At 66.9% G+C, this 17,419-nt stretch carries 16 protein-coding genes and 1 pseudogene; 10 read left to right on the top strand and 7 right to left on the bottom strand.

Going from position 1 to position 17,419, the window contains the following annotated elements; all coding sequences use genetic code 11:
• Window positions 1-775 precede the first annotated feature (775 nt).
• The gene (locus ACCC94_RS18595; RefSeq protein WP_413350977.1) at window positions 776-2,251 is read right to left on the bottom strand and encodes an ATP-binding protein; all 1,476 of its coding nucleotides are present in this window, start codon (window positions 2,249-2,251) and stop codon (window positions 776-778) included.
• Between the two features lie 213 nt (window positions 2,252-2,464).
• Between ACCC94_RS18595 and ACCC94_RS18590 the strand changes: the two genes are divergently transcribed.
• From ACCC94_RS18590 to ACCC94_RS18555, 8 genes are all read left to right on the top strand, one after another.
• The gene (locus ACCC94_RS18590; protein ID WP_413350976.1) at window positions 2,465-3,616 is read left to right on the top strand and encodes an acyl-CoA dehydrogenase family protein; all 1,152 of its coding nucleotides are present in this window, start codon (window positions 2,465-2,467) and stop codon (window positions 3,614-3,616) included.
• A gap of 29 nt (window positions 3,617-3,645) precedes the next feature.
• Window positions 3,646-4,017 carry a hypothetical protein gene (locus tag ACCC94_RS18585; RefSeq protein WP_413350975.1) on the top strand — a complete coding sequence of 124 codons (372 nt, stop codon included), beginning with the start codon at window positions 3,646-3,648 and terminating at the stop codon, window positions 4,015-4,017.
• 3 nt (window positions 4,018-4,020) lie between these two features.
• Window positions 4,021-4,521 carry a nuclear transport factor 2 family protein gene (locus tag ACCC94_RS18580; protein ID WP_413350974.1) on the top strand — a complete coding sequence of 167 codons (501 nt, stop codon included), beginning with the start codon at window positions 4,021-4,023 and terminating at the stop codon, window positions 4,519-4,521.
• Window positions 4,518-5,669 carry an amidase gene (locus ACCC94_RS18575; RefSeq protein ID WP_413350972.1) on the top strand — a complete coding sequence of 384 codons (1,152 nt, stop codon included), beginning with the start codon at window positions 4,518-4,520 and terminating at the stop codon, window positions 5,667-5,669. The genes ACCC94_RS18580 and ACCC94_RS18575 overlap by 4 nt, the downstream gene beginning before the upstream one ends.
• Before the next feature lie 10 nt (window positions 5,670-5,679).
• Entirely contained in the window at window positions 5,680-6,963 is a 1,284-nt protein-coding gene (locus tag ACCC94_RS18570) for an aromatic ring-hydroxylating oxygenase subunit alpha (protein WP_413350971.1), read from the top strand.
• Window positions 6,960-7,457 (top strand): aromatic-ring-hydroxylating dioxygenase subunit beta, encoded by a 498-nt coding sequence (locus ACCC94_RS18565; protein WP_413350970.1) that lies wholly within the window; start codon window positions 6,960-6,962, stop codon window positions 7,455-7,457. The genes ACCC94_RS18570 and ACCC94_RS18565 overlap by 4 nt, the downstream gene beginning before the upstream one ends.
• A gap of 10 nt (window positions 7,458-7,467) precedes the next feature.
• Window positions 7,468-8,208, top strand: coding sequence for an SDR family NAD(P)-dependent oxidoreductase (locus tag ACCC94_RS18560; protein WP_413350969.1), 741 nt, complete (start codon window positions 7,468-7,470; stop codon window positions 8,206-8,208).
• Window positions 8,209-8,579: 371 nt separating this feature from the next.
• The gene (locus tag ACCC94_RS18555; protein ID WP_413350967.1) at window positions 8,580-9,530 is read left to right on the top strand and encodes a PDR/VanB family oxidoreductase; all 951 of its coding nucleotides are present in this window, start codon (window positions 8,580-8,582) and stop codon (window positions 9,528-9,530) included.
• Between the two features lie 364 nt (window positions 9,531-9,894).
• Here ACCC94_RS18555 and ACCC94_RS18550 read toward each other — a convergent pair whose 3' ends face one another.
• Both ACCC94_RS18550 and ACCC94_RS18545 read right to left on the bottom strand, forming a co-directional pair.
• Window positions 9,895-10,680, bottom strand: coding sequence for a carbon-nitrogen hydrolase family protein (locus tag ACCC94_RS18550; RefSeq protein ID WP_413350966.1), 786 nt, complete (start codon window positions 10,678-10,680; stop codon window positions 9,895-9,897).
• A 92-nt stretch (window positions 10,681-10,772) separates the two neighbouring features.
• Window positions 10,773-12,455, bottom strand: a complete 1,683-nt coding sequence (locus tag ACCC94_RS18545) for a flavin monoamine oxidase family protein (RefSeq protein WP_413350965.1) — start codon at window positions 12,453-12,455, stop codon at window positions 10,773-10,775.
• Window positions 12,456-12,681: 226 nt separating this feature from the next.
• On the opposite strand from ACCC94_RS18545, the gene ACCC94_RS18540 reads away from it, so the two are divergent.
• Window positions 12,682-13,110: an Lrp/AsnC family transcriptional regulator gene (locus ACCC94_RS18540; RefSeq protein ID WP_413350964.1), complete on the top strand. Its 429-nt coding sequence runs from the start codon at window positions 12,682-12,684 to the stop codon at window positions 13,108-13,110.
• Window positions 13,111-13,265: 155 nt separating this feature from the next.
• Here ACCC94_RS18540 and lysA read toward each other — a convergent pair whose 3' ends face one another.
• The gene (gene lysA, locus ACCC94_RS18535) at window positions 13,266-14,510 is read right to left on the bottom strand and encodes a diaminopimelate decarboxylase (protein ID WP_413350963.1); all 1,245 of its coding nucleotides are present in this window, start codon (window positions 14,508-14,510) and stop codon (window positions 13,266-13,268) included.
• 79 nt (window positions 14,511-14,589) lie between these two features.
• Window positions 14,590-15,525 (bottom strand): LysR family transcriptional regulator, encoded by a 936-nt coding sequence (locus ACCC94_RS18530; protein WP_413350961.1) that lies wholly within the window; start codon window positions 15,523-15,525, stop codon window positions 14,590-14,592.
• Between the two features lie 111 nt (window positions 15,526-15,636).
• Between ACCC94_RS18530 and ACCC94_RS18525 the strand changes: the two genes are divergently transcribed.
• Window positions 15,637-16,011 carry a hypothetical protein gene (locus ACCC94_RS18525; RefSeq protein WP_413350960.1) on the top strand — a complete coding sequence of 125 codons (375 nt, stop codon included), beginning with the start codon at window positions 15,637-15,639 and terminating at the stop codon, window positions 16,009-16,011.
• A 234-nt stretch (window positions 16,012-16,245) separates the two neighbouring features.
• Here the strand turns inward: ACCC94_RS18525 and ACCC94_RS18520 are convergent, their stop codons facing one another.
• Both ACCC94_RS18520 and ACCC94_RS18515 read right to left on the bottom strand, forming a co-directional pair.
• Complete coding sequence (locus tag ACCC94_RS18520) at window positions 16,246-17,019, bottom strand: hypothetical protein (protein WP_413350959.1); 774 nt, start codon at window positions 17,017-17,019, stop codon at window positions 16,246-16,248.
• Between the two features lie 68 nt (window positions 17,020-17,087).
• Window positions 17,088-17,419 (bottom strand): annotated as a pseudogene (locus ACCC94_RS18515) (OB-fold nucleic acid binding domain-containing protein); the annotation flags it as partial.

Below are 17,419 nucleotides of genomic sequence, written 5' to 3'. Positions count from 1 at the left end.
TACCGGCGATTTCCCCTCTCCCTAACCCTCTCCCTGAAGGGAGAGGGGACTGAATGGCATCAAGCGGAACTCCGAGCCTCCCGGCCACGCTGAACGACTCCCTCTCCCTTCAGGGAGAGGGCGGGGGAGAGGGCGTGCCCCGGCACGATGTTTCAAGTAGGTAGCGGAGCTTCTCCGCGATCAGCCGGCAAGGCCGGCGCTGGGTGGGTTCGCGAGCAAGCTCGCTCCTACAGACGGGCGCTTTGCGTCGGGATCTCCCATTGAGGAAGGATGACGCCGCGAGGGATTTCGCGGAGAAGCTCCGCTCCTACGGGAGCCGTTGAGAATTCGACCTGTAGGAGCGAGCTTGCTCGCGAACCGCTTGGCGCCGATGTTTGCGGCTCTCGTCGGAGCAACTGTCTTTATCTGAAACCTCATACCGGCGATTTCCCCTCTCCCTAACCCTCTCCCTGAAGGGAGAGGGGACTGAATGGCATCAAGCGGAACTCCGAGCTTCCCGGCCACGCTGAACGACTCCCTCTCCCTTCGGAGCGGGGCGCGTAGCCAGGGCGGGGGAGAGGGCTGCCCTGCGCGGTGCTTCATGTAGCGGAGCTTCTCCGCGATCAGTCGGCGAGGCCGGCGCTGGGTGGGTTCGCGAGCAAGCTCGCTCCTACAGATGGGCGCTGCGTCGGTAATCCAATTGAGGGCGGATGGCGCCGCGAGGGATTTCGCGGACAAGTCCGCTCCTACAGGTAGTGCCGGTGTGCGGCATTGAGCGCGAAGCGTCGGCGCCCGATCACTCCGCCAACGGCAGCTCGAAACAGAACATCGCCCCACATGGCTCGACGTTCTGGGCCCAGATGTCCCCGCGATGCCGGGACACGATGCTCTGGCAAAGCGCAAGGCCAATGCCGTTGCCGCTCACCTTCGAGGTGAAGAAGCCATCGAACAGCTTCTCCTTGGCCCCGGCATCGATGCCCCGGCCCTGGTCGAGGACCGACAAGCGCGCACTGTTCCCTTCATGAGAGGTGCGGATGCGCAGCAGCCGGCGGTCCTCCGGGAGGTTGAGCATCTCCTCGATGGCGTTGAAGGCGAGGTTGAGGATCACCTGGCCGACCAGCACCTTCTCGCAGCTCACCCACAGCGGTTCGTCGCAGCGCTCCAGTTCCACGCGTACGTTGCTCGGCTGCGCCTTGAGGCTGATGAAATAGAGCGTCTCGCCGAGCAGTTCGTTGAGGTCGATGCGCTGCTCGGCCTGCTCCAGCTTCACCACGTATTCGCGCACGCTCTTGATGATCAGCGAGGCGTGCTCGATCTGCCGCACGGCGCTGTCCAGCCCCCAGGCGGCGGAGGCTTCGGTCTTCTGTTCGCGGTCCAGGCGGATCAGTGCGCCCTCGATGAAATTGCGCGTGGCCGCCAGCGGCTGGCTGAGTTCGTGGGCGATGGCCAGGGCCATTTCGCCCATGGCGTTGTAGCGCGCCAGGTATTCGAGCTTCTGATCGCTCTGGCGCTGCGCCTGGGCCGCGCGCACCTGCTCGGTGACGTCGCGGAACAGCAGCAGGTGGCCGACCAGGTCGTCCTCGATCTCGATGTAGCGGCAGGTCGCGTGGTGCCAGCGCCATTCGCCGTCCAGGCGCTGCAACTGGTAGCTGACGGAGTAGGGCTCGCGGCTCGGCGGCTGCATGGCGAGGTGGTGTTCCAGGCGCGGGCGCGTGGCGCTGTCGCAGCGGCCGAGGAAGTTGTGCGCCATCCAGTCGTCCTGGCTGCCGCCCAGCAGGGGCAGGGCGGATTCGCTCAAAAAACGCAGGTTGCCGTCCGCATCCAGCACCGCCACGCCTTCGGCGAGGTCCTGCATGAAGGCCTTCAGGCGGCTCTCGAAACGCTGCAGGTCGCGCTCGACCTGCTTCTCCTTCGAGATATCGCGGAACTGCACCATCAGCACGTCTCGCTCCTGCAGGTGGACGCGGGTGGCGACGGCTTCGGAAAGAATCTCCACGCCCTGCTTGGAGCGGTAGCACCACTCGATGGTGCGCTGGCCGGTGCGCGCCGCGCCTTCCAGCCAGCGCAGGCCGACCGAGCGGCGGTACTGCGGGGCGTTGGCGGTCATGTCCGGAGCCTTCAGCGGCACCAGCTCTTCGAGGGTGAAGCCGAGCACGGCGAGCGCTGCGTTGTTCGCCCAGAGGATTTCCTTGGTCTGCGCGTCGTGGAGGATCACGCACAGCGGCATGGCCTGGAGCAGGGCAAGGAAGTCGTCGGGCTTGGGCTGGAACATCGGACACGCTCGGGCAGGCAGGTGCTGTCTTTATACCGCGCAGGGTAGCGCGAAGGGACTGCGGAGTAACCCGGCGCCGCCTAGGGGATTCCTTTAGGCATGGGGCTGCACGCCCCAATAGTTGGGCGGGCAGGGCGGTTCATACACTGGCCCCAACGACGACCAGCCCGCATCGAACGGGCCGGCCCTACAAGAACAACCGGAGATGACGCCATGCTGCGTGCCGCCCTCGCCGAACCGCTCGATGCGGACGGCCGTGCCCTCGAATTCCAGCGCGTACTGGATGAAGTCCGCCAGCGCCGCGAGGAGTTCGACAGCCGCTCCCATGTGCCGCGCGACATGATCGAGCGCTTCCGCGACGTGGGCATCTACCGCGCCGCGACCCCGCGCTGCTTCGGCGGCGACGCGCTGCCGCCGGCGCAGTTCCTGCGGCTGATCGAACGTATCGCCGAAGCCGACGGCTCCGCCGGCTGGGTTGCCAGCTTCGGCAGCGCCAGTACCTACCTCACCGCGCTGCCACGCCATACCCTCGCCGAGCTCTATGCCGATGGCCCGGACCTGGTGTTCGCCGGGGGCCTGTTCCCGATCCAGCCGGCAACCCAGGTGGAAGGCGGCTGGCGCGTCAGCGGCACCTGGAAGTTCGCCAGCGGCTGCAAGGGCGCCGACGTGCTCGGCGTCGGCATCGGCATCGGTGGCCCCGGCGGCAAGCCGCGCACCGCGCTGCTGCGGGCCAAGGATGTGGAGATCGTCGAGAACTGGAACGTGGTCGGCCTCAAGGGCACCGGCAGCCACGACCTGAAGCTGGACAACGCTTTCGTCGCGGACGACTGGACCTTCATCCGCGGCGGCGAATCCACCATCGACGAGCCGCTGTACCGCTACCCGACCATCGCCTATGCCGCCCAGGTGCTCGCCGTGGTCAACCTCGGTCTGGCCCGCGCGGCGCTGGACGAGATCACCCGCATGGCGTCGTCGAGCGGCGTGACCGGCGCGCCTAAATTAGGTGATCGGGCCTACGTGCGCATCGAGATCGGCAAGGCCGAAGCCGAACTGCAGGCGGCGCGCGGCTTCTTCTACGACGCCACCGAGGCGGTCTGGGAATCCATCCTCGCCGGCGATGCGGTGAGTCCCGAGCAGGTCAGCCAGCTGCGCCTGTCCGCCGTGCACGTGTCCCGCGCTGGCGCCGACGTGGTACGCCGCGCCTACACCCTGGCCGGCACCACGGCGATCTACCTGCACCACCCGCTGCAGCGCTACCTGCGCGACGCCATGGTGGTCACCCAGCACGCCTTCCTGAGCGATGGCATGTACGACGGCGCCGGCGCGGTGCTGCTCGATGTGCCGCCGTTCCCCGGATACATCTGATTCGAACCCCAGGAATTAAGGACCGAGCCATGACCCGTCCCACCACCGAACCCTTGCGCGTGCTGTTCTGCATCGGCATCGCCCAACCGTTCTTCGACCTGCCCACCGGTGAAGGCATCACCGTGTGGAAGGGCTTCTCGCAGATGATGGGCGACCTCGGCGCGCTGCCGGGCATGAACGTGCTCGGCGTGCTGGACGACGACCGCCTGATGGTCGGCCCGTCCACCAGCTCGCCCTGGACCGTCTACATCATGGCCGACGTGGACTGCCACCAGACCGTGATCGACGCCTGCAACCTGTTCCGCACCACCCCGGTGGGCGAGTACAGCCTGTGGAAGTACGCCAGGGTCGAGGCGCGCATCGGCCGCCCGCTGACCATCCCCGAAGCCGCGCGGACCTGAGCCATGGGCAGCCTGAGCATGGCCGAGCTGAACCGCCGCCTGGAGACCCTCGAAGGGGAAAGCCAGGTGCGCCGGCTGATGGCCCGCTACATGGACCTCTGCGACGTGCCGCACGCGCCGGTGGCGATGTGCGAGCTGGCCGAGCTGTTCAGCGAGGACGCGGTGTGGGAGGGCATCGGCGCTTCCACCGCGCAGACCTTCGGCCATCACCAGGGCCGCGAGGCGATTGCCGCGTTCGTTTTCGGCTACCTGCCGCCGTCGCCGCACTTCACGCTGAACCTGCACTTCCTCACCAGCGAGTCGATCCGCGTCGACGGCCGCACTGCGCGCGGGCAATGGATCATGCAGCAGCTTTCGACCTACGCCGAGGGGCACACCGAGCTGTTCGGTACGCGCCTGGACATCGATTTCCGCGAGATCGACGGGCGCTGGCAGATCAGCCACTTCCGCACCCAGCGCCTGTCGCAGCGCCTGCTGGGCAGCGCAGAGGAGCGCCGTGCATGAGTACCTTCGTCAGCGAATTCCTCCTCGGCAGCGGCGACAAGCGCGTCGCGGTCAAGGACAGCATCGACATCGCCGGCTACCCGACCCGTTGCGGCACCCGCGCGCTGGCCAACGCCGCGCCGGCCGAGCGCAATGCCTTCGTGGTCGATGCCGTGCTCAACGCCGGCTGGCAGATCGTCGGCAAGACCAACCTGCACGAGCTGGCCTTCGGGGTCACCGGCATCAACGACTGGACCGGCACGCCGATCAACCCGATGGCGCCCGACCGCGTGCCGGGTGGCTCCTCCAGCGGTTCCGCGTCCGCCGTGGCAGCGGGGCTGGCGGACATCGCCCTGGGCACCGATACCGGCGGCTCGGTACGCGTACCGGCAGCTTGCTGCGGCATCGCCGGGCTGAAACCGACCTTCGGCCGCGTCAGTCGCGACGGCGTGCACCCGGCACAGAGCAGCCTGGATTGCGTCGGCCCGTTCGCCGCCAGCATGGCCGACCTGATCGCCGCCATGCAGGTCATCTGCCCCGGCTTCGGCGAGGTGCAGCTGCCGGGCGAGGGCGCCCGCGTGGCCTTCCTCGAAGTGCCGTCGGCGCCGCATATCCAGGCCTGCCTGGGCGCTGCCGCCGACCGCGCCGGCTGGCGTCGCAGCCATCTTTTCCTCGGCGAGTTCGAGGCAGCCTTCCAGGCCGGGCTGGTGGTGATCAACCACGAAAACTGGGCCGCTTACGCGGCGCTGACCGGCAAGGGCTTGATCGGTGCCGACGTCGAGCAGCGCCTGCTGCTGGCCAGCCGCACCACCGACGCCGAGCGCGCCGAGGCGGAGAAGGTGCGCGACGGCTTCACCCGCGCCATCGACGCCGCGCTGGAGGACTTCGAAGTCCTGTTGCTGCCGACCATGCCCGACCTGCCGCCGCTGCTCAGCGATGCGCGCAACGGCAAGTCCGTGGCCGGCATGACGGCCCTGGTACGGCCTTTCAACCTGAGCGGACACCCGGCGCTGAGCGTGCCGGTGGACCTGGATTGCGGCGGGCTGAAAGTCGGCCTGCAGATCGTCGGCCGCAAGGGCGACGACGAACGCGTGTGCGCCTTCGGCGCGCAACTCGAACACAGCCTGGCTGCCACGCGGCCTGCGCAAAAACACAAGAAATCGGCATGAGGAGAGGGGCATGAGCGCTCACGAATACCGGCTGATCGCCCGGTCGCGCAGCGTCGACGAGCTGGTTGGCGACGACCGCGTCGATGTTTCGCTGTACAACGACCCGCAGCTGTTCGAAGCGGAGATGGACAGGATCTTCTACCGCACCTGGGTGTGGGTCGCCCACGAAAGCGAAGTGCGCAACGCCGGCGACTTCAAGACCACCAGCGTCGGTCGCCGCCCGGTGATCGTGGTGCGCGACAAGAAGGGCCAAATCAACGTCCTGGAAAACCGCTGCCGCCACCGTGGCGCCACCGTGTGCGAGAAGCACAAGGGCAACGCCACCGGCTTCACCTGCCCCTACCACAGCTGGTCCTACGCGCTGGACGGCAAGCTGCGCGCGCTGCCGTATCCGGACGGTTACGAGGACATCCTCGACAAGTCCGAGCTGCCGCTGACCAGCCTGCGGGTCGAGAGCTACGCCGGCATGGTGTTCGCCACCTACAACGACGAGATCGAGCCGCTGGAGGACTTCCTCGGCGGGGCGAAGCACTGGATGGACCTGTTCATGAAGCAGGGCGCCGGCTACCCGGTCAAGACCCAGGGCGAACACAAGTTCACCTTCCGCGGCAACTGGAAGATCCAGCTGGAAAACACCACCGACGGCTACCACTTCCCCATCGTGCACAAGTCGTTCATGTCCTCGGTGGATGAAGAGACCGAAGAGATGCTCTCGTTCATGAGCGACGAGCAGGCGGTCACCCACGCCCTGGGCAACGGCCACAGCGTGATGGTGATGGTCCCCGAGCACGTCGATCTGGACCACGACGACGGCACCGAGCAGCTTCAGGAGCGCTTCGCCCACGTCACCGAGGAACTGTCGAAAACCATGGAGCCTGCGCAGGTGCGCCGCATCGTCCGCTCGCTGCACGGCGCCGGTTTCAACCTCAACCTGTTCCCCAACGTGGCCATGTCCATGTCGTTCTTCCGCGTGCTGCGGCCGATCTCCGTCACCGAGACCGAGATTCGCCACGTCGCGCTGGGTATGGACGGCGGTCCGGAAATCGCCAACCGCGAGCGCATGCGCATCCACGAGCACTTCCAGGGCCCGTTCGGCTTCGGCAGCCCGGATGACGCCGAGGCCTGGGACCGCGTGCAGCGTGGCTCCTACGCCGGCGTCGACGCACCGATCCTGGTCAACCGCGGCCTGAACCGCGAAGTGGTCGCCGAGAACGGCGACAAGGTCTCCCACGCCACCGACGAGGGCGGCATGCGCGAGGCGTACCAGATGTGGAAAAGGATGATGAGCCAATGAGCAACGACACCCTGAACGGTTTCTCCGGCCCGCTGGCCAAGGTCATCGAATTCGTCTGGCGCGAAGCCGAACTGCTGGACCGCAAGGACTACGCGCAGTGGTCGCAGCTGTGGAGCGAGGACGGCGTCTACGTGGTGCCGATCGACGGCCAGGACGATGACTTCGCCTCGCGCCTGAACTACGTCTTCGACGACGCGCGGATGCGCGCACTGCGCATCGAACGCCTCACCGGCGGCCATTCGCCGTCGGCGGTGGACGCGGCGAAGACCGTGCGCACCGTCTCGCGCTTCACTTTGGTGGAAGCGGCGTGCGACCGGGTCGAAGTGAACTCGGCGCAGGTGCTCTACGCCTACAAGCGCGGCGTGGCGACTCCGTTCATTGCCGACCTGAACCACCGCATTCGCTTCGTCGATGGCCTGCCGCGACTGGAGCGCAAGGTGATCCGCCTGATCAACGCCGAAGACGCGCTCAACGCGCTCGGCTTCCTGCTCTGAGGGCCGCGCCATGCAACGAGTAGCCCTGGTAACCGGTGCCGCACGCGGGCTGGGTGAAGTCATCGCGCGCCGCCTGCACGCCGCCGGCCTGCGCGTGGCGCTGGCCGACCTGAACGAAGAAGCGGTGCAGCGCCTGGCCGACGAACTCGACCCCGAGGGCCGCACGGCGGTCGGCTTGAAGCTGGATGCGCGGGAAAAAGCCGACTTCGAGCGCGCCCGTGACCTGCTCGCCGAGCGTTGGGGCGGCACCGACATCCTGGTGAACAACGCCGGGATGTCGAAGGTCGCTGCGCTGATGGACATCAGCCCGGAGGACTTCGATGCCTCCATGGCGGTGAACCTGCGCGGCACCTTCGTCGCCTGCCAGGTGTTCGGCACGCACTTCGCGACTCGCGGTTTCGGCCGCATCGTCAACATCGCCTCGCTGGCCGGGCAGAACGGCGGCACCGCCACCGGCGGCCACTACGCGGCGGCCAAGGGCGGCGTGGCGACCCTGACCAAGGTGTTCGCCCGCGAACTCTCGGGGCAGGGCGTGACCGTCAACGCCATCTCGCCAGGGCCGCTGGATTTGCCGGTGGTCTACGAGAGCGTGGCGCCCGAGCGCCTGGAACAGATCCTCAAGACCATCCCCGCCGGCCGTCTGGGCGACCCGACCTTCATCGCCGACAGCGTGCTGCTGCTCTGTGCCGAGAACGCCGGATCGGTGACGGGGGCGTGCTGGGATATCAATGGTGGGTTGTTCATGCGCTGAGGCTTTGACGCGGGAGGTGGGCGTTTTCAAGAGCCCCTCTCCCTAACCCTCTCCCTAACCCTCTCCCGCAAGCGGGAGAGGGGACTGATCGGCAGAGTTGGAGACGCCGTGCCACCCGGAAACGCCGAACTGCTCCCTCTCCCTACGGAGAGAAAGGACCAAACGGCGAAGGATGACACCTCAGCATCAGGCTGCACGAACTACTCCCTCTCCCTTCAGGGAGAGGGCGGGGGAGAGGGTCTAGCCGCCCGCTCCGATATTTCAGGAGCCTCCGACTCGCTCCTTTACTCAAACCGAAAACCCATCCGCCCATGAAAAAGAGGCCGGAAAGGGGCCACAGAGCCCGCACTCAACGCCTTGCAGGTAACGCCATGATGAAGGTCCGAATCGAAAGAATCGTCGAGGAAGCGCAGGACATCCGTTCCCTGCGCCTCGTACGTTGTGATGGCCAGCCGTTCGACGCCTACGAGCCGGGCGCCCACGTGGACGTCACCGGCCCCACCGGGGTGACGCGCCAGTATTCGCTGTGCAGCCCGCCGGACGACCGCGCGGCCTATTTGGTGGCGATCAAGAAGGAAGGCGCGTCCCGCGGTGGCTCCGTTGCACTGCACGAAGTGCGCGAAGGCATGGAGCTGGATATCGGCGCACCGCGCAACCTGTTCCGCCTGGCGCCGGAAGCCCGCGAGCATGTGCTGTTCGCCGCCGGCATCGGCGTCACGCCGCTGCTGAGCATGGCCTACCGCCTGAACGCCAGGGGCGAGTCCTATCGCCTGCATTACTTCGCCCGTTCCGCCGCGCACGCCGCCTTCGTCGAGCTGCTGGCCAGCGAGGCGTTCACAGGCAAGGTGGAGCTGCACTACGGCGTCGAACCCGCCGACCTCGACCGTGTGCTGGGCGAATGCCTGGAGCGTGCGCCGCAGCAGGCCCACGTCTACACGTGCGGGCCGGCGCCGTTCATGAACAAGGTGGTAGAGATCGCCGCGCGCAGCCGCCCGGAAGACGCCATCCATCTGGAACACTTCCAGGTCGACCCGGCCGCCAACGCGGCGCCGGCCGGGTCCTTCGACGTGGAGCTGGCCAGCTCCGGCGTGGTGCTACACGTACCGGCGGATTCGACGCTGGTGGACGTGCTGCAGGCCCACGGCTGCGACATCGACACCGAGTGCCGCGAAGGCATCTGCGGCACCTGCATCGTCGAAGTGCTGGAGGGCGAGCCGGAGCATCGCGACAACTGCCTGTCGAACAAGGAGAAGGCCGCCAACAAGCAGATCTGCGCCTGTGTCTCGCGCGCCAAATCGGCGCGTCTGGTGCTCGACCTGTAAGCCAGACGGCTTTTCGTAGGGGCTAGGTCGGCGTGGCTGGTGCTGGACCTTCAAGCGGCGCCGCTTTTCGTAGGAGCGAGCTTGCTCGCGAACAGGCTTTCCGGCCACAACGGCACCCAGCGGGTTCGCGAGCAAGCTCGCTCCTACAAGGATTTTCCCGCGTCGCGGGCACCACTCCCGTAGGAGCGGACCTTGTCCGCGAATCTCTCAGCGCGCTGGGCGTCGCCGGCCTGCGTGCTGGATGCGGGTGGGAAGCAATCCTGCGGCATTGGCACCGGTTGCGGGATCTCGCGGACAGGGTCCGCTCCTACGAAAGCGGCGCGACGCAAGCCGAAAAAAGCCCGGCAACTAGCCGGGGCTTTTTTCAGCTGCGATAAAGCACCGGCCGCCGCAGATGCACGTAGCTGTACCCCTCGCGTGCCAGGGCGATGCGCTGCGGGTCCAGCTCGGCGATCAGCAGTTCCTCGCTGTGTTTGGCCTTGGTCAGCACCTGGCCATCCGGGGCGACGATGCTGCTCAGGCCGCAGTACTCGATCTCCCCCTCGCTGCCGACATAGTTGGCATAGGCGAGGAACACCTGGTTCTCGTATGCACGAGTCGGCACCAGCACCTGGGCGACGAATTCGTAGGGGCGCATGTTGGCGGTAGGCACCAGCACCAGGTCGGCGCCGGCCATTGCCAGGCTGCGCACGTTCTCGGGGAATTCCACATCGAAGCAGATCAGCAGGCCGACCTTCCAGCCGTCCAGTTCGAAGATCACCGGCGGCTGGTCGGAGGCGCTGAACTGGCTGCGGTCCAGGTCGCCGTAGAGGTGGGTTTTGCGGTAGTTGGCGCGGCGCTCGCCCTGGCGATCGATCAGCTGCACGCTGTTGTAGACCGCGTCGCCGTCACGCTCGGGGTAGCCGTAGAGGATGCCGAGCCTGTGTTCGCGGGCGATCTCGGCGATGCGCTGGGCGGACGGGCCGTCGCAGCTTTCCGCCAGCTCCGCGACGCGTTTTGCGCCGATGTTGTAGCCGGACAGGTACATTTCCGGCAGCACCAGCAGGTCCGCACCGTTCTGCACCGCCTGCTGTGCGGCCTGCTCCAGGCGGTGCAGGTTGCCGGCGACGTCGTCGGGGCCGGGGGGGCATTGGTAGAGGGCGAGGTACATGGAGTTCTCCTTCGAAACGCGCAAGGCCGGGACCAGGCAGTGTGCACCCGATCCCGGCCCCGCGCGAGCCGCTGTTCAACCAGTGGAACGAATCAGTCCGGCAGGACCATCGGGCCCAGTTCGGCGAAGCGGTCGCCCGGGCCGGGGTTCTGCGGATGGGTGGCGCCGCCGAAGTGCTTCATGATGCCCCACACGGCGTTGAGCGAGGTCTGCACCGCGCCTTCCACCCAGGCCGGGGTCCAGGACACATCGTCGCCGGCGATGAAGATGCCGCGCTGCTCGGCGGGCATATCGTCCTGCATGAAGTGCGCGTACATGCGCTGGTTGTAGCGGTAGTGGCCCGGCAGCGCGCCCTTGAAGGCGCCGAGGAAGTGCGGGTCGGCCTCCCAGGACACGGTGATCGGGTTGCCGATGATGTGACTGGCGATGTCGACGTTCGGGTAGACCTTCTTCAGCGCGTCCAGAGCCAGCTGCACGCGCTTCTCCACCGGGTGCGGGAGCATCTTCATGGCGTCGCTCATCCAGGAATAGGACAGGCAGATCACGCCCGGCTTGTCGTCGCCGTTGTCGAACAGGTAGGTGCCGCGGGTGAGGCGGTCGGTGAGGGTCATGCTCATCACGTCGCGGCCGGTCTGCGGGTCCTTGTCCTTCCAGAACGGTCGGTCGACCATCACGAAGGTCTTCGACGACTGCATGTAGCGGGTGCGGTCCAGGGCCATCCACATCTTCTGCGAGAACAGCGCTTCCTCGCATTCGATCTGGGTGGTCAGCAGCCAGGTCTGGCAGGTCGCCAGGACGGCGGCATAGTGGCGGGTATCGCCCCAGTAGTCGGTGACGGCGAAGGTGCCATCGGCGGCGCGGGCGATCTTCTTCACGCCCGGACGCGGCGCGCCGTTGTGCAGGGTGGCCAGAGACGTTCCGGCCGGCCAGTGCGCGCATTTCTCCGGCACGTGGCTCCAGATGCCGCGCGGTACCTGCTCGACGCCGCCGACCACGAGGTGCTGGTGGTCGTCACAGTTGGTCATCACCACGCGGAAGATTTCCAGCATGGAGTTGGGGAAGTCGGAATCCCAGCCGCCGGTGCCGAAGCCGACCTGGCCGAAGATTTCGCGGTGGCGATAGGACAGGCGCGAGAAAGCTTTCGAGGTGGCGACGAAGTCATAGAAGGTGCGGTCGTCCCACTTCGGAACCAGCTCGTCCCACAGGGCCTTGAGCTTGACCGTGTCGCGCTCGCGGATGGCATCCTGGATTTCGGAGAAGCGCGCGCCGTCTTCCAGGGCGTCGGCCCAGGCCTGGGCGACCTCGCGGAAGATTTCCGGCAGGTCGGCCATCTTCTCGGCGTAGTGGCTGGTGCCTTCCAGATCGACCACGGTGCTGCCCGAGGCCGGCGTCAGCGGGTTGGGGAAGGGCCTGGTTTCCAGGCCGAGCTTGTCGACGTAGTGGTAGAAGGCGGTGCTGGATACCGGGAAGCGCATGCCGCCCAGCTCGGCGATGATGCCGTCGGCGCCTTCGAAGGTCTCCGAACGCAAGCGGCCGCCCATCTTCGCGGCCTCGTAGACCACGGGCTTCAAGCCCATCTTCATCAGCTCGTAGGCCGCCACCAGGCCGGAAATGCCGGCGCCGACTATGGCCACTTCCTGGCCGTGCTTGTCGGCAGGAATGCTGCCCAGCCCGGCGGGATGCTCGATCCAGTCGTCGAAGGCGAAGGGGAAGTCCGGGCCGAAGATGGTCACCGGTTTCTTGCCGGGGGTGTGGGGGTGGCGGTTCTTGTGCATTGGTGGCTTTTCCTTGTTGTTCGACGTGCCGGCTTGTAGCACCAGCTTGGCAAGGCTTTCTGTGGCCCGCAGGGGCCAGTCGATGGATGGCGCGCGGGCAAAGAAATGGCGAGCTGTGAGGGCTCGCCGTGGCGTCCACTATTGCAAAGGCCGTCGTTGAAATGAACCTGACAATCTGCAAGATTGGCGAGAGCTTTCAGGCAGATTGACCAATACGATGAGCAATATGACGAAAAACGCCGACGCGGCCTTGCTGAACCTGCTGCGCGCCAATGCCCGCGAGTCGATTTCCGAGCTGGCGCGCAAGCTCGGGGTGTCGCGCTCCACGGTGCAGAGCCGCATCGAACGGCTGGAGCAGCAGGGCATCATCAGCGGCTACTCAATCAAGGTCTCGGACAGCTACGCGCAGTCGCTGGTGCGCGCCCACGTGCTGGTGACGGCGTTGCCCAAGCTGTCGCACCAGGTGGTGCAGGCGCTGGAGAAGATCGCCGAGGTGAAGACGCTGCATTCGGTGAGCGGCAACTTCGACATGATCGTGATAGTCGAGGCGCTGTCGATCCGCGACCTGGACGCCGTGCTGGACCGCATCGGCGCGCTGGACGGGGTGGAGCGGACGATGTCGTCGATCAGCCTGTCGACGCGTATCGATCGGTGAGGGGGGAGCGCCGGCAAGGCCGGCGTTCCCGATTGTTCGCGAGCAAGCTCGCTCCTACAGGTTCAGCTCCGGCCTCGGAGTGCTCTTCGTAGGAGCGAGCTTGCTCGCGAACCGCGGCAGGGCCGGCGTCTCTTACGGCGAATGGTACCCGGCGATCAGCCCAGGTCCTGTTCCAGCGCCAGCAACTCTTCCACACGCTGGCGGCGGCGGATCAGCCTGGCTTCGGCGCCTTCGAGCAGCACCTCGGCGATCAGCGGGCGGCTGTTGTAGTTCGACGACATGGATGCGCCATAGGCGCCGGTGTCTTCGATCAGCAGCAGGTCGCCGACCTGGGCGCGCGGCAGGGCGCGGGGGATGACCACGCCGCCATCGCCCTGGGTGAACACGTCGCCGGACTCGCACAGCGGGCCGGCCACCACGGTGTCGATCACCTCGCGGCTGGCCACGTCGCCAGCCAGCACGCGGATGCCGTGGTAGCTGCCGTACATGGACGGGCGCATCAGTTCGTTGAAGCCGGCGTCCACCAGCACGAAGTGGTTGCGGCCTGCGTCCTTGGTGGCGCGCACTTCGCTGAGCAGGCAGCCGGACTGGGCGACCAGGTAGCGGCCCGGTTCGATTTCCAGGTGCAGCTTGTGGCCGACCAGGGCTTCGGCAGCCTTGCGCGCCTTGTCCCACAGCTGGAAGTAATGCGCGGTGTCCACTTCCGGATCGCCGGCGCGGTAGGGGATGGACAGGCCGCCGCCGGCGGAGATGCCGGACAGGTCATGCCCCGCGTCCTTCACCTGCTGCACCAGGCCGAGCATGGCTTCGCCGACCTGGGCCAGGTGGCCGTAGTCGACGCCCGAGCCGATGTGCATGTGCAGGCCGACCAGGCGCAGGCCGCGCTCGCGGATCACGTCCAGGGCGGCGCGCAGGTCGCTGTGCCAGATGCCGTGCTTGGAATGCTCGCCGCCGGTGTTGGTCTTGTTGCTGTGGCCGTGGCCGAACCCGGGGTTGATGCGCAGCCACACCGGATGGCCGGGGGCGACTTCGCCCAGTTGGCGGAGCATGTCGATGGAGCCGGCGTTCACCGGGATGCCGTGCTCGACCACGGTTTCCAGGGTGGCGCGGTCCAGCAGGTCGGCGGTGAAGACGATCTCGGATTCATCCTCGCGGCACGAGTAGCCGGCGGCCAGGGCGCGCAGCAGTTCGCCCTGGGAGACCGCGTCGACCTTCACGCCCTGTTCGCGCATCAGGCGCAGGATGTGCAGGTTGGAGCAGGCCTTCTGGGCGAAGCGGATGATGTCGAAGCTCTTCAGGCGCTCGATCTGGCCGCGGATGGTGGCTGCGTCGTAGATCCACAGCGGGGTGCCGAATTGCAGGGCGAGCTGTTCGGCGCGGGGCAGGGCGAGGAAAGTCATGAATGGGCTCCAAAGGTAGATGGCGCTAGTCTACCGGCCCTTTTCATGGCTGAATAATGCCGCTTGTTATCGGATCAATTCAATTTTGATATAGGGTGCAGCCCACACCGGCTTCGCGCAGGCGCTGCACCAGCGCGCCGGCCTCTGCCTGAAGTGCCGCCACGAAGCGCTCGCGCAGCGGCGTCGCGGGGCGGTACAGCGGTTTCGCCACGCTGACCTGGAACGGCAGCGAGAAGGCCAGCGGGCGCAGCTGGATGCCCTGGCCCTGGAACATCAGCGCGGTGATCGGGTTGACCACGGCCAGGCCCAGCCCGGCGCGGACCATGCTGCACACCGAGACGGCGCTGTGGGTTTCCACCTGCATCTGCCGCTGCACGCCGGCGCCGAGGAACACTGCGTCGATCAGGTGCCGGTAGCGGTCGCTGGTGGCCAGGCTGACGAAGGGCAGGCCGGCGAAGTCCGCCGCCTCCAGGCGCTCGCGGGCCAGCAGCGGATGGCCGTCGGGGAGGATGCACACCTCGTCCACTGCCAGCAGCGGCTGCAATTCGGTGCCGCGCGGGGCGTCGTCGTTCTCGATCAGGCCGATGTCGTGGTGCTGGGCGCTGAGCGCTTCTTCCAGATGCGGCGATTCCAGCGCCGCGACTTCCAGGCTGATGGCCGGGTTTTCCCGACTGAAGCGCTTGCAGGCTTCCGGCAGCAGCGCCTGGGACAGCGCCGGCAGGCAGCCGATGGAGAACTTGCCCTCGGCGAACTGCCCGAGGCTGCCGGCGAAGGCGACGATGCGGTCCAGCCCGGTGAAGGAGCGCTCCACCTCCTCGAACAGCATCAGTGCCCGCGCCGTCGGCGCCAGCCGCCCGCGCTCGCGCAGGAACAGCTCGAAGCCGACCAGTTGCTCCAGCCGCGCCAGCTCGCGGCTGACGGTGGGCTGACTGGTGTGCAGGAACGCCGCCGCGCGGGTGACGCTGCCGGTGGTCATGACCGCGCGGAAGACTTCGATGTGGCGGAGGGTGATCATGCTCGGGGGCCGGAAGGAGGAATGGCGGCAGGGTAAGGTGTCGGCGCCGTCTCGGCAAATTCGCCGGGGTTGTATAGTGTCGGGCCGTCATGCATGGGAGCGACAAGGCAGATGGACGGCGAACGATCCTCAGCCGCTGAGCCAGGGCTGGTCCGGCTGGCCTGCTGGGTTTTTCTAGGAGCTGGTCTGGCCCTTGCGCTGGGCGCTGCCGGCATGGCGCTGGCAATGTTCCTGGTCATGGGCAGCGATATCTGGGCGCTGAGCGACTATGGGCGGTTCCACGCCATCTTCGACCCCGCCCTGGTATGCGGCGCACTGTTCGCGCTGGGGCAGGTCTTCTGGCTGATGCTGCGCAGCCGCCGGGCTCGCTTGGCGTTGGTGCTGCTCTACACGCCGCTGGCGCTGCTGATCTGGGTGGGGTTCACCGGGCCGTATCTGTTTTCGTTGTCAGTGGGGGAGCTGGTTCTGTACCTGCTGGGAGGGTGAGTCCTGGCGGGCGGGTTGGTTGCGCGATTCCCCCGGTAGGCTCGGTGCCAGGCTGGTTCGCGAGCAAGCTCGCTCCTACAGGCCCAGGTCTGTGCTCTTCGTAGGAGCGAGCTTGCTCGCGAACCGCACTTCCCGTCGAACCTCGCGGCAGACCCGTAGGGCGAATAACGCCCCAAGCGTTATCCGCCGCAATGGCGGATAACCCGTTCCGGGTCGTGCGCCCTGCGTCGCGGATCAGCCTCCGGCGCGCTCACACCAGCCCAGGTTGGTCTTGGCGGCGCGTACCTGGCCCAGGTAGTTGTCGCAATCCGCGGGAGGCAGGTAGCGTCCGTCGTTGTCACAGATGGCGGTGTTGTCCTCCTGGGTGCCGCTGTAGCGTTTTGCGTCTTCGACCATCGTCCCCAGCGTGCTGCGGCAGGCCTTGCCTTGGCCGAGCTTGGCCTGGGTCAGGGCCAGGTCATTGCGGGTGGCCAGCTCATCCAGCCAGAGGAGGGTGGCCTTGCAGTCGCTCAGCACCGGGGCGAGCAGGCGTTCGGCGCTGGCGTAGTCCTTGCTGTCATAGAGCTTCTTGAAGCGGTTTCGCGTCTGGCGCAGGGCCTGGGTGCTGCAACCGGGAGCCGGGTTCAGATAGGTGCCGGCGAAGCCGGCGCGGGCGCCGCAATAGCTCCGACAGCTGTCGGTCGGTTCGTTGCTGACTTCGATGCTGTTGTCCTGCAGCTTGAACTTCACGTTGCAGGTGCCTTCCTGCCAGTCTTCATGCAGGGTGGCTTCGCCGTTGCGAATGCTGCCGTCCAGCGAGCAGGAGTGGCCGTTGGCGCCCAGGGATTCGAGGCTGAAAAGCTGTTCGCCTTGCTCGGCCTTCTGAATGACCAGGGTGCCCCAGCCGCCCTTGGCCAGATACTCCCCGGCGGGCAGCGGAGTGTCGGCGGCCCGGGCTGTGCAGGTGAGTGCCGTGCAGGCGAAGGCGGCGAAAAGCAGGGAGGGCAGCGAGAGTCCGTTCGATTTCATGGGGTCCTTCCATCGTATGCGTGGTTGCGGCGAATGATACCGCCATGGGCCGGGGTGACACCTGCTCCTCAGCGGAAATCCCGACTCCGCACATCCAGCCCGTCCAGCAGCTCGCTCAGGTCCGTCAGCCTTCCGGCGATCACATGGCGCACGCCGTCCTTGGCTTCCAGGGTGCCGTCCACCTGCATCAGGCGGGCGCTGAGAAAGGGGCGGCGCTGGTGTTCGGCGAGGTCGCGCCAGACGATCACGTTGATCATGCCGAACTCGTCTTCCAGGGTGACGAAGGTGACGCCGCTGGCCGTGCCCGGTGCGCGTCGCCGGCCTGGTGGTCGGCTTCAAGCTTCAACAGGTCGCGCGAACTACGGCAGCGGCGGGCCTTGAGGGCGCCGCTGCCGTAGTT

It is taken from the genome of Pseudomonas sp. Pseusp97 (assembly GCF_047304025.1).
Lineage (GTDB): Bacteria > Pseudomonadota > Gammaproteobacteria > Pseudomonadales > Pseudomonadaceae > Pseudomonas.
This window is presented reverse-complemented; position numbering and strand designations above follow the sequence as displayed.

What these genes read in the sequence shown, in the direction of transcription:
- ACCC94_RS18595 (WP_413350977.1), bottom strand. Translation starts at nt 2,251, where the DNA reads ATGTTCCAGCCCAAGCCCGACGACTTCCTTGCCCTGCTCCAGGCCATG.
- ACCC94_RS18590 (WP_413350976.1), top strand. Translation starts at nt 2,465, where the DNA reads ATGCTGCGTGCCGCCCTCGCCGAACCGCTCGATGCGGACGGCCGTGCC.
- ACCC94_RS18585 (WP_413350975.1), top strand. Translation starts at nt 3,646, where the DNA reads ATGACCCGTCCCACCACCGAACCCTTGCGCGTGCTGTTCTGCATCGGC.
- ACCC94_RS18580 (WP_413350974.1), top strand. Translation starts at nt 4,021, where the DNA reads ATGGGCAGCCTGAGCATGGCCGAGCTGAACCGCCGCCTGGAGACCCTC.
- ACCC94_RS18575 (WP_413350972.1), top strand. Translation starts at nt 4,518, where the DNA reads ATGAGTACCTTCGTCAGCGAATTCCTCCTCGGCAGCGGCGACAAGCGC.
- ACCC94_RS18570 (WP_413350971.1), top strand. Translation starts at nt 5,680, where the DNA reads ATGAGCGCTCACGAATACCGGCTGATCGCCCGGTCGCGCAGCGTCGAC.
- ACCC94_RS18565 (WP_413350970.1), top strand. Translation starts at nt 6,960, where the DNA reads ATGAGCAACGACACCCTGAACGGTTTCTCCGGCCCGCTGGCCAAGGTC.
- ACCC94_RS18560 (WP_413350969.1), top strand. Translation starts at nt 7,468, where the DNA reads ATGCAACGAGTAGCCCTGGTAACCGGTGCCGCACGCGGGCTGGGTGAA.
- ACCC94_RS18555 (WP_413350967.1), top strand. Translation starts at nt 8,580, where the DNA reads ATGATGAAGGTCCGAATCGAAAGAATCGTCGAGGAAGCGCAGGACATC.
- ACCC94_RS18550 (WP_413350966.1), bottom strand. Translation starts at nt 10,680, where the DNA reads ATGTACCTCGCCCTCTACCAATGCCCCCCCGGCCCCGACGACGTCGCC.
- ACCC94_RS18545 (WP_413350965.1), bottom strand. Translation starts at nt 12,455, where the DNA reads ATGCACAAGAACCGCCACCCCCACACCCCCGGCAAGAAACCGGTGACC.
- ACCC94_RS18540 (WP_413350964.1), top strand. Translation starts at nt 12,682, where the DNA reads ATGACGAAAAACGCCGACGCGGCCTTGCTGAACCTGCTGCGCGCCAAT.
- lysA (WP_413350963.1), bottom strand. Translation starts at nt 14,510, where the DNA reads ATGACTTTCCTCGCCCTGCCCCGCGCCGAACAGCTCGCCCTGCAATTC.
- ACCC94_RS18530 (WP_413350961.1), bottom strand. Translation starts at nt 15,525, where the DNA reads ATGATCACCCTCCGCCACATCGAAGTCTTCCGCGCGGTCATGACCACC.
- ACCC94_RS18525 (WP_413350960.1), top strand. Translation starts at nt 15,637, where the DNA reads ATGGACGGCGAACGATCCTCAGCCGCTGAGCCAGGGCTGGTCCGGCTG.
- ACCC94_RS18520 (WP_413350959.1), bottom strand. Translation starts at nt 17,019, where the DNA reads ATGAAATCGAACGGACTCTCGCTGCCCTCCCTGCTTTTCGCCGCCTTC.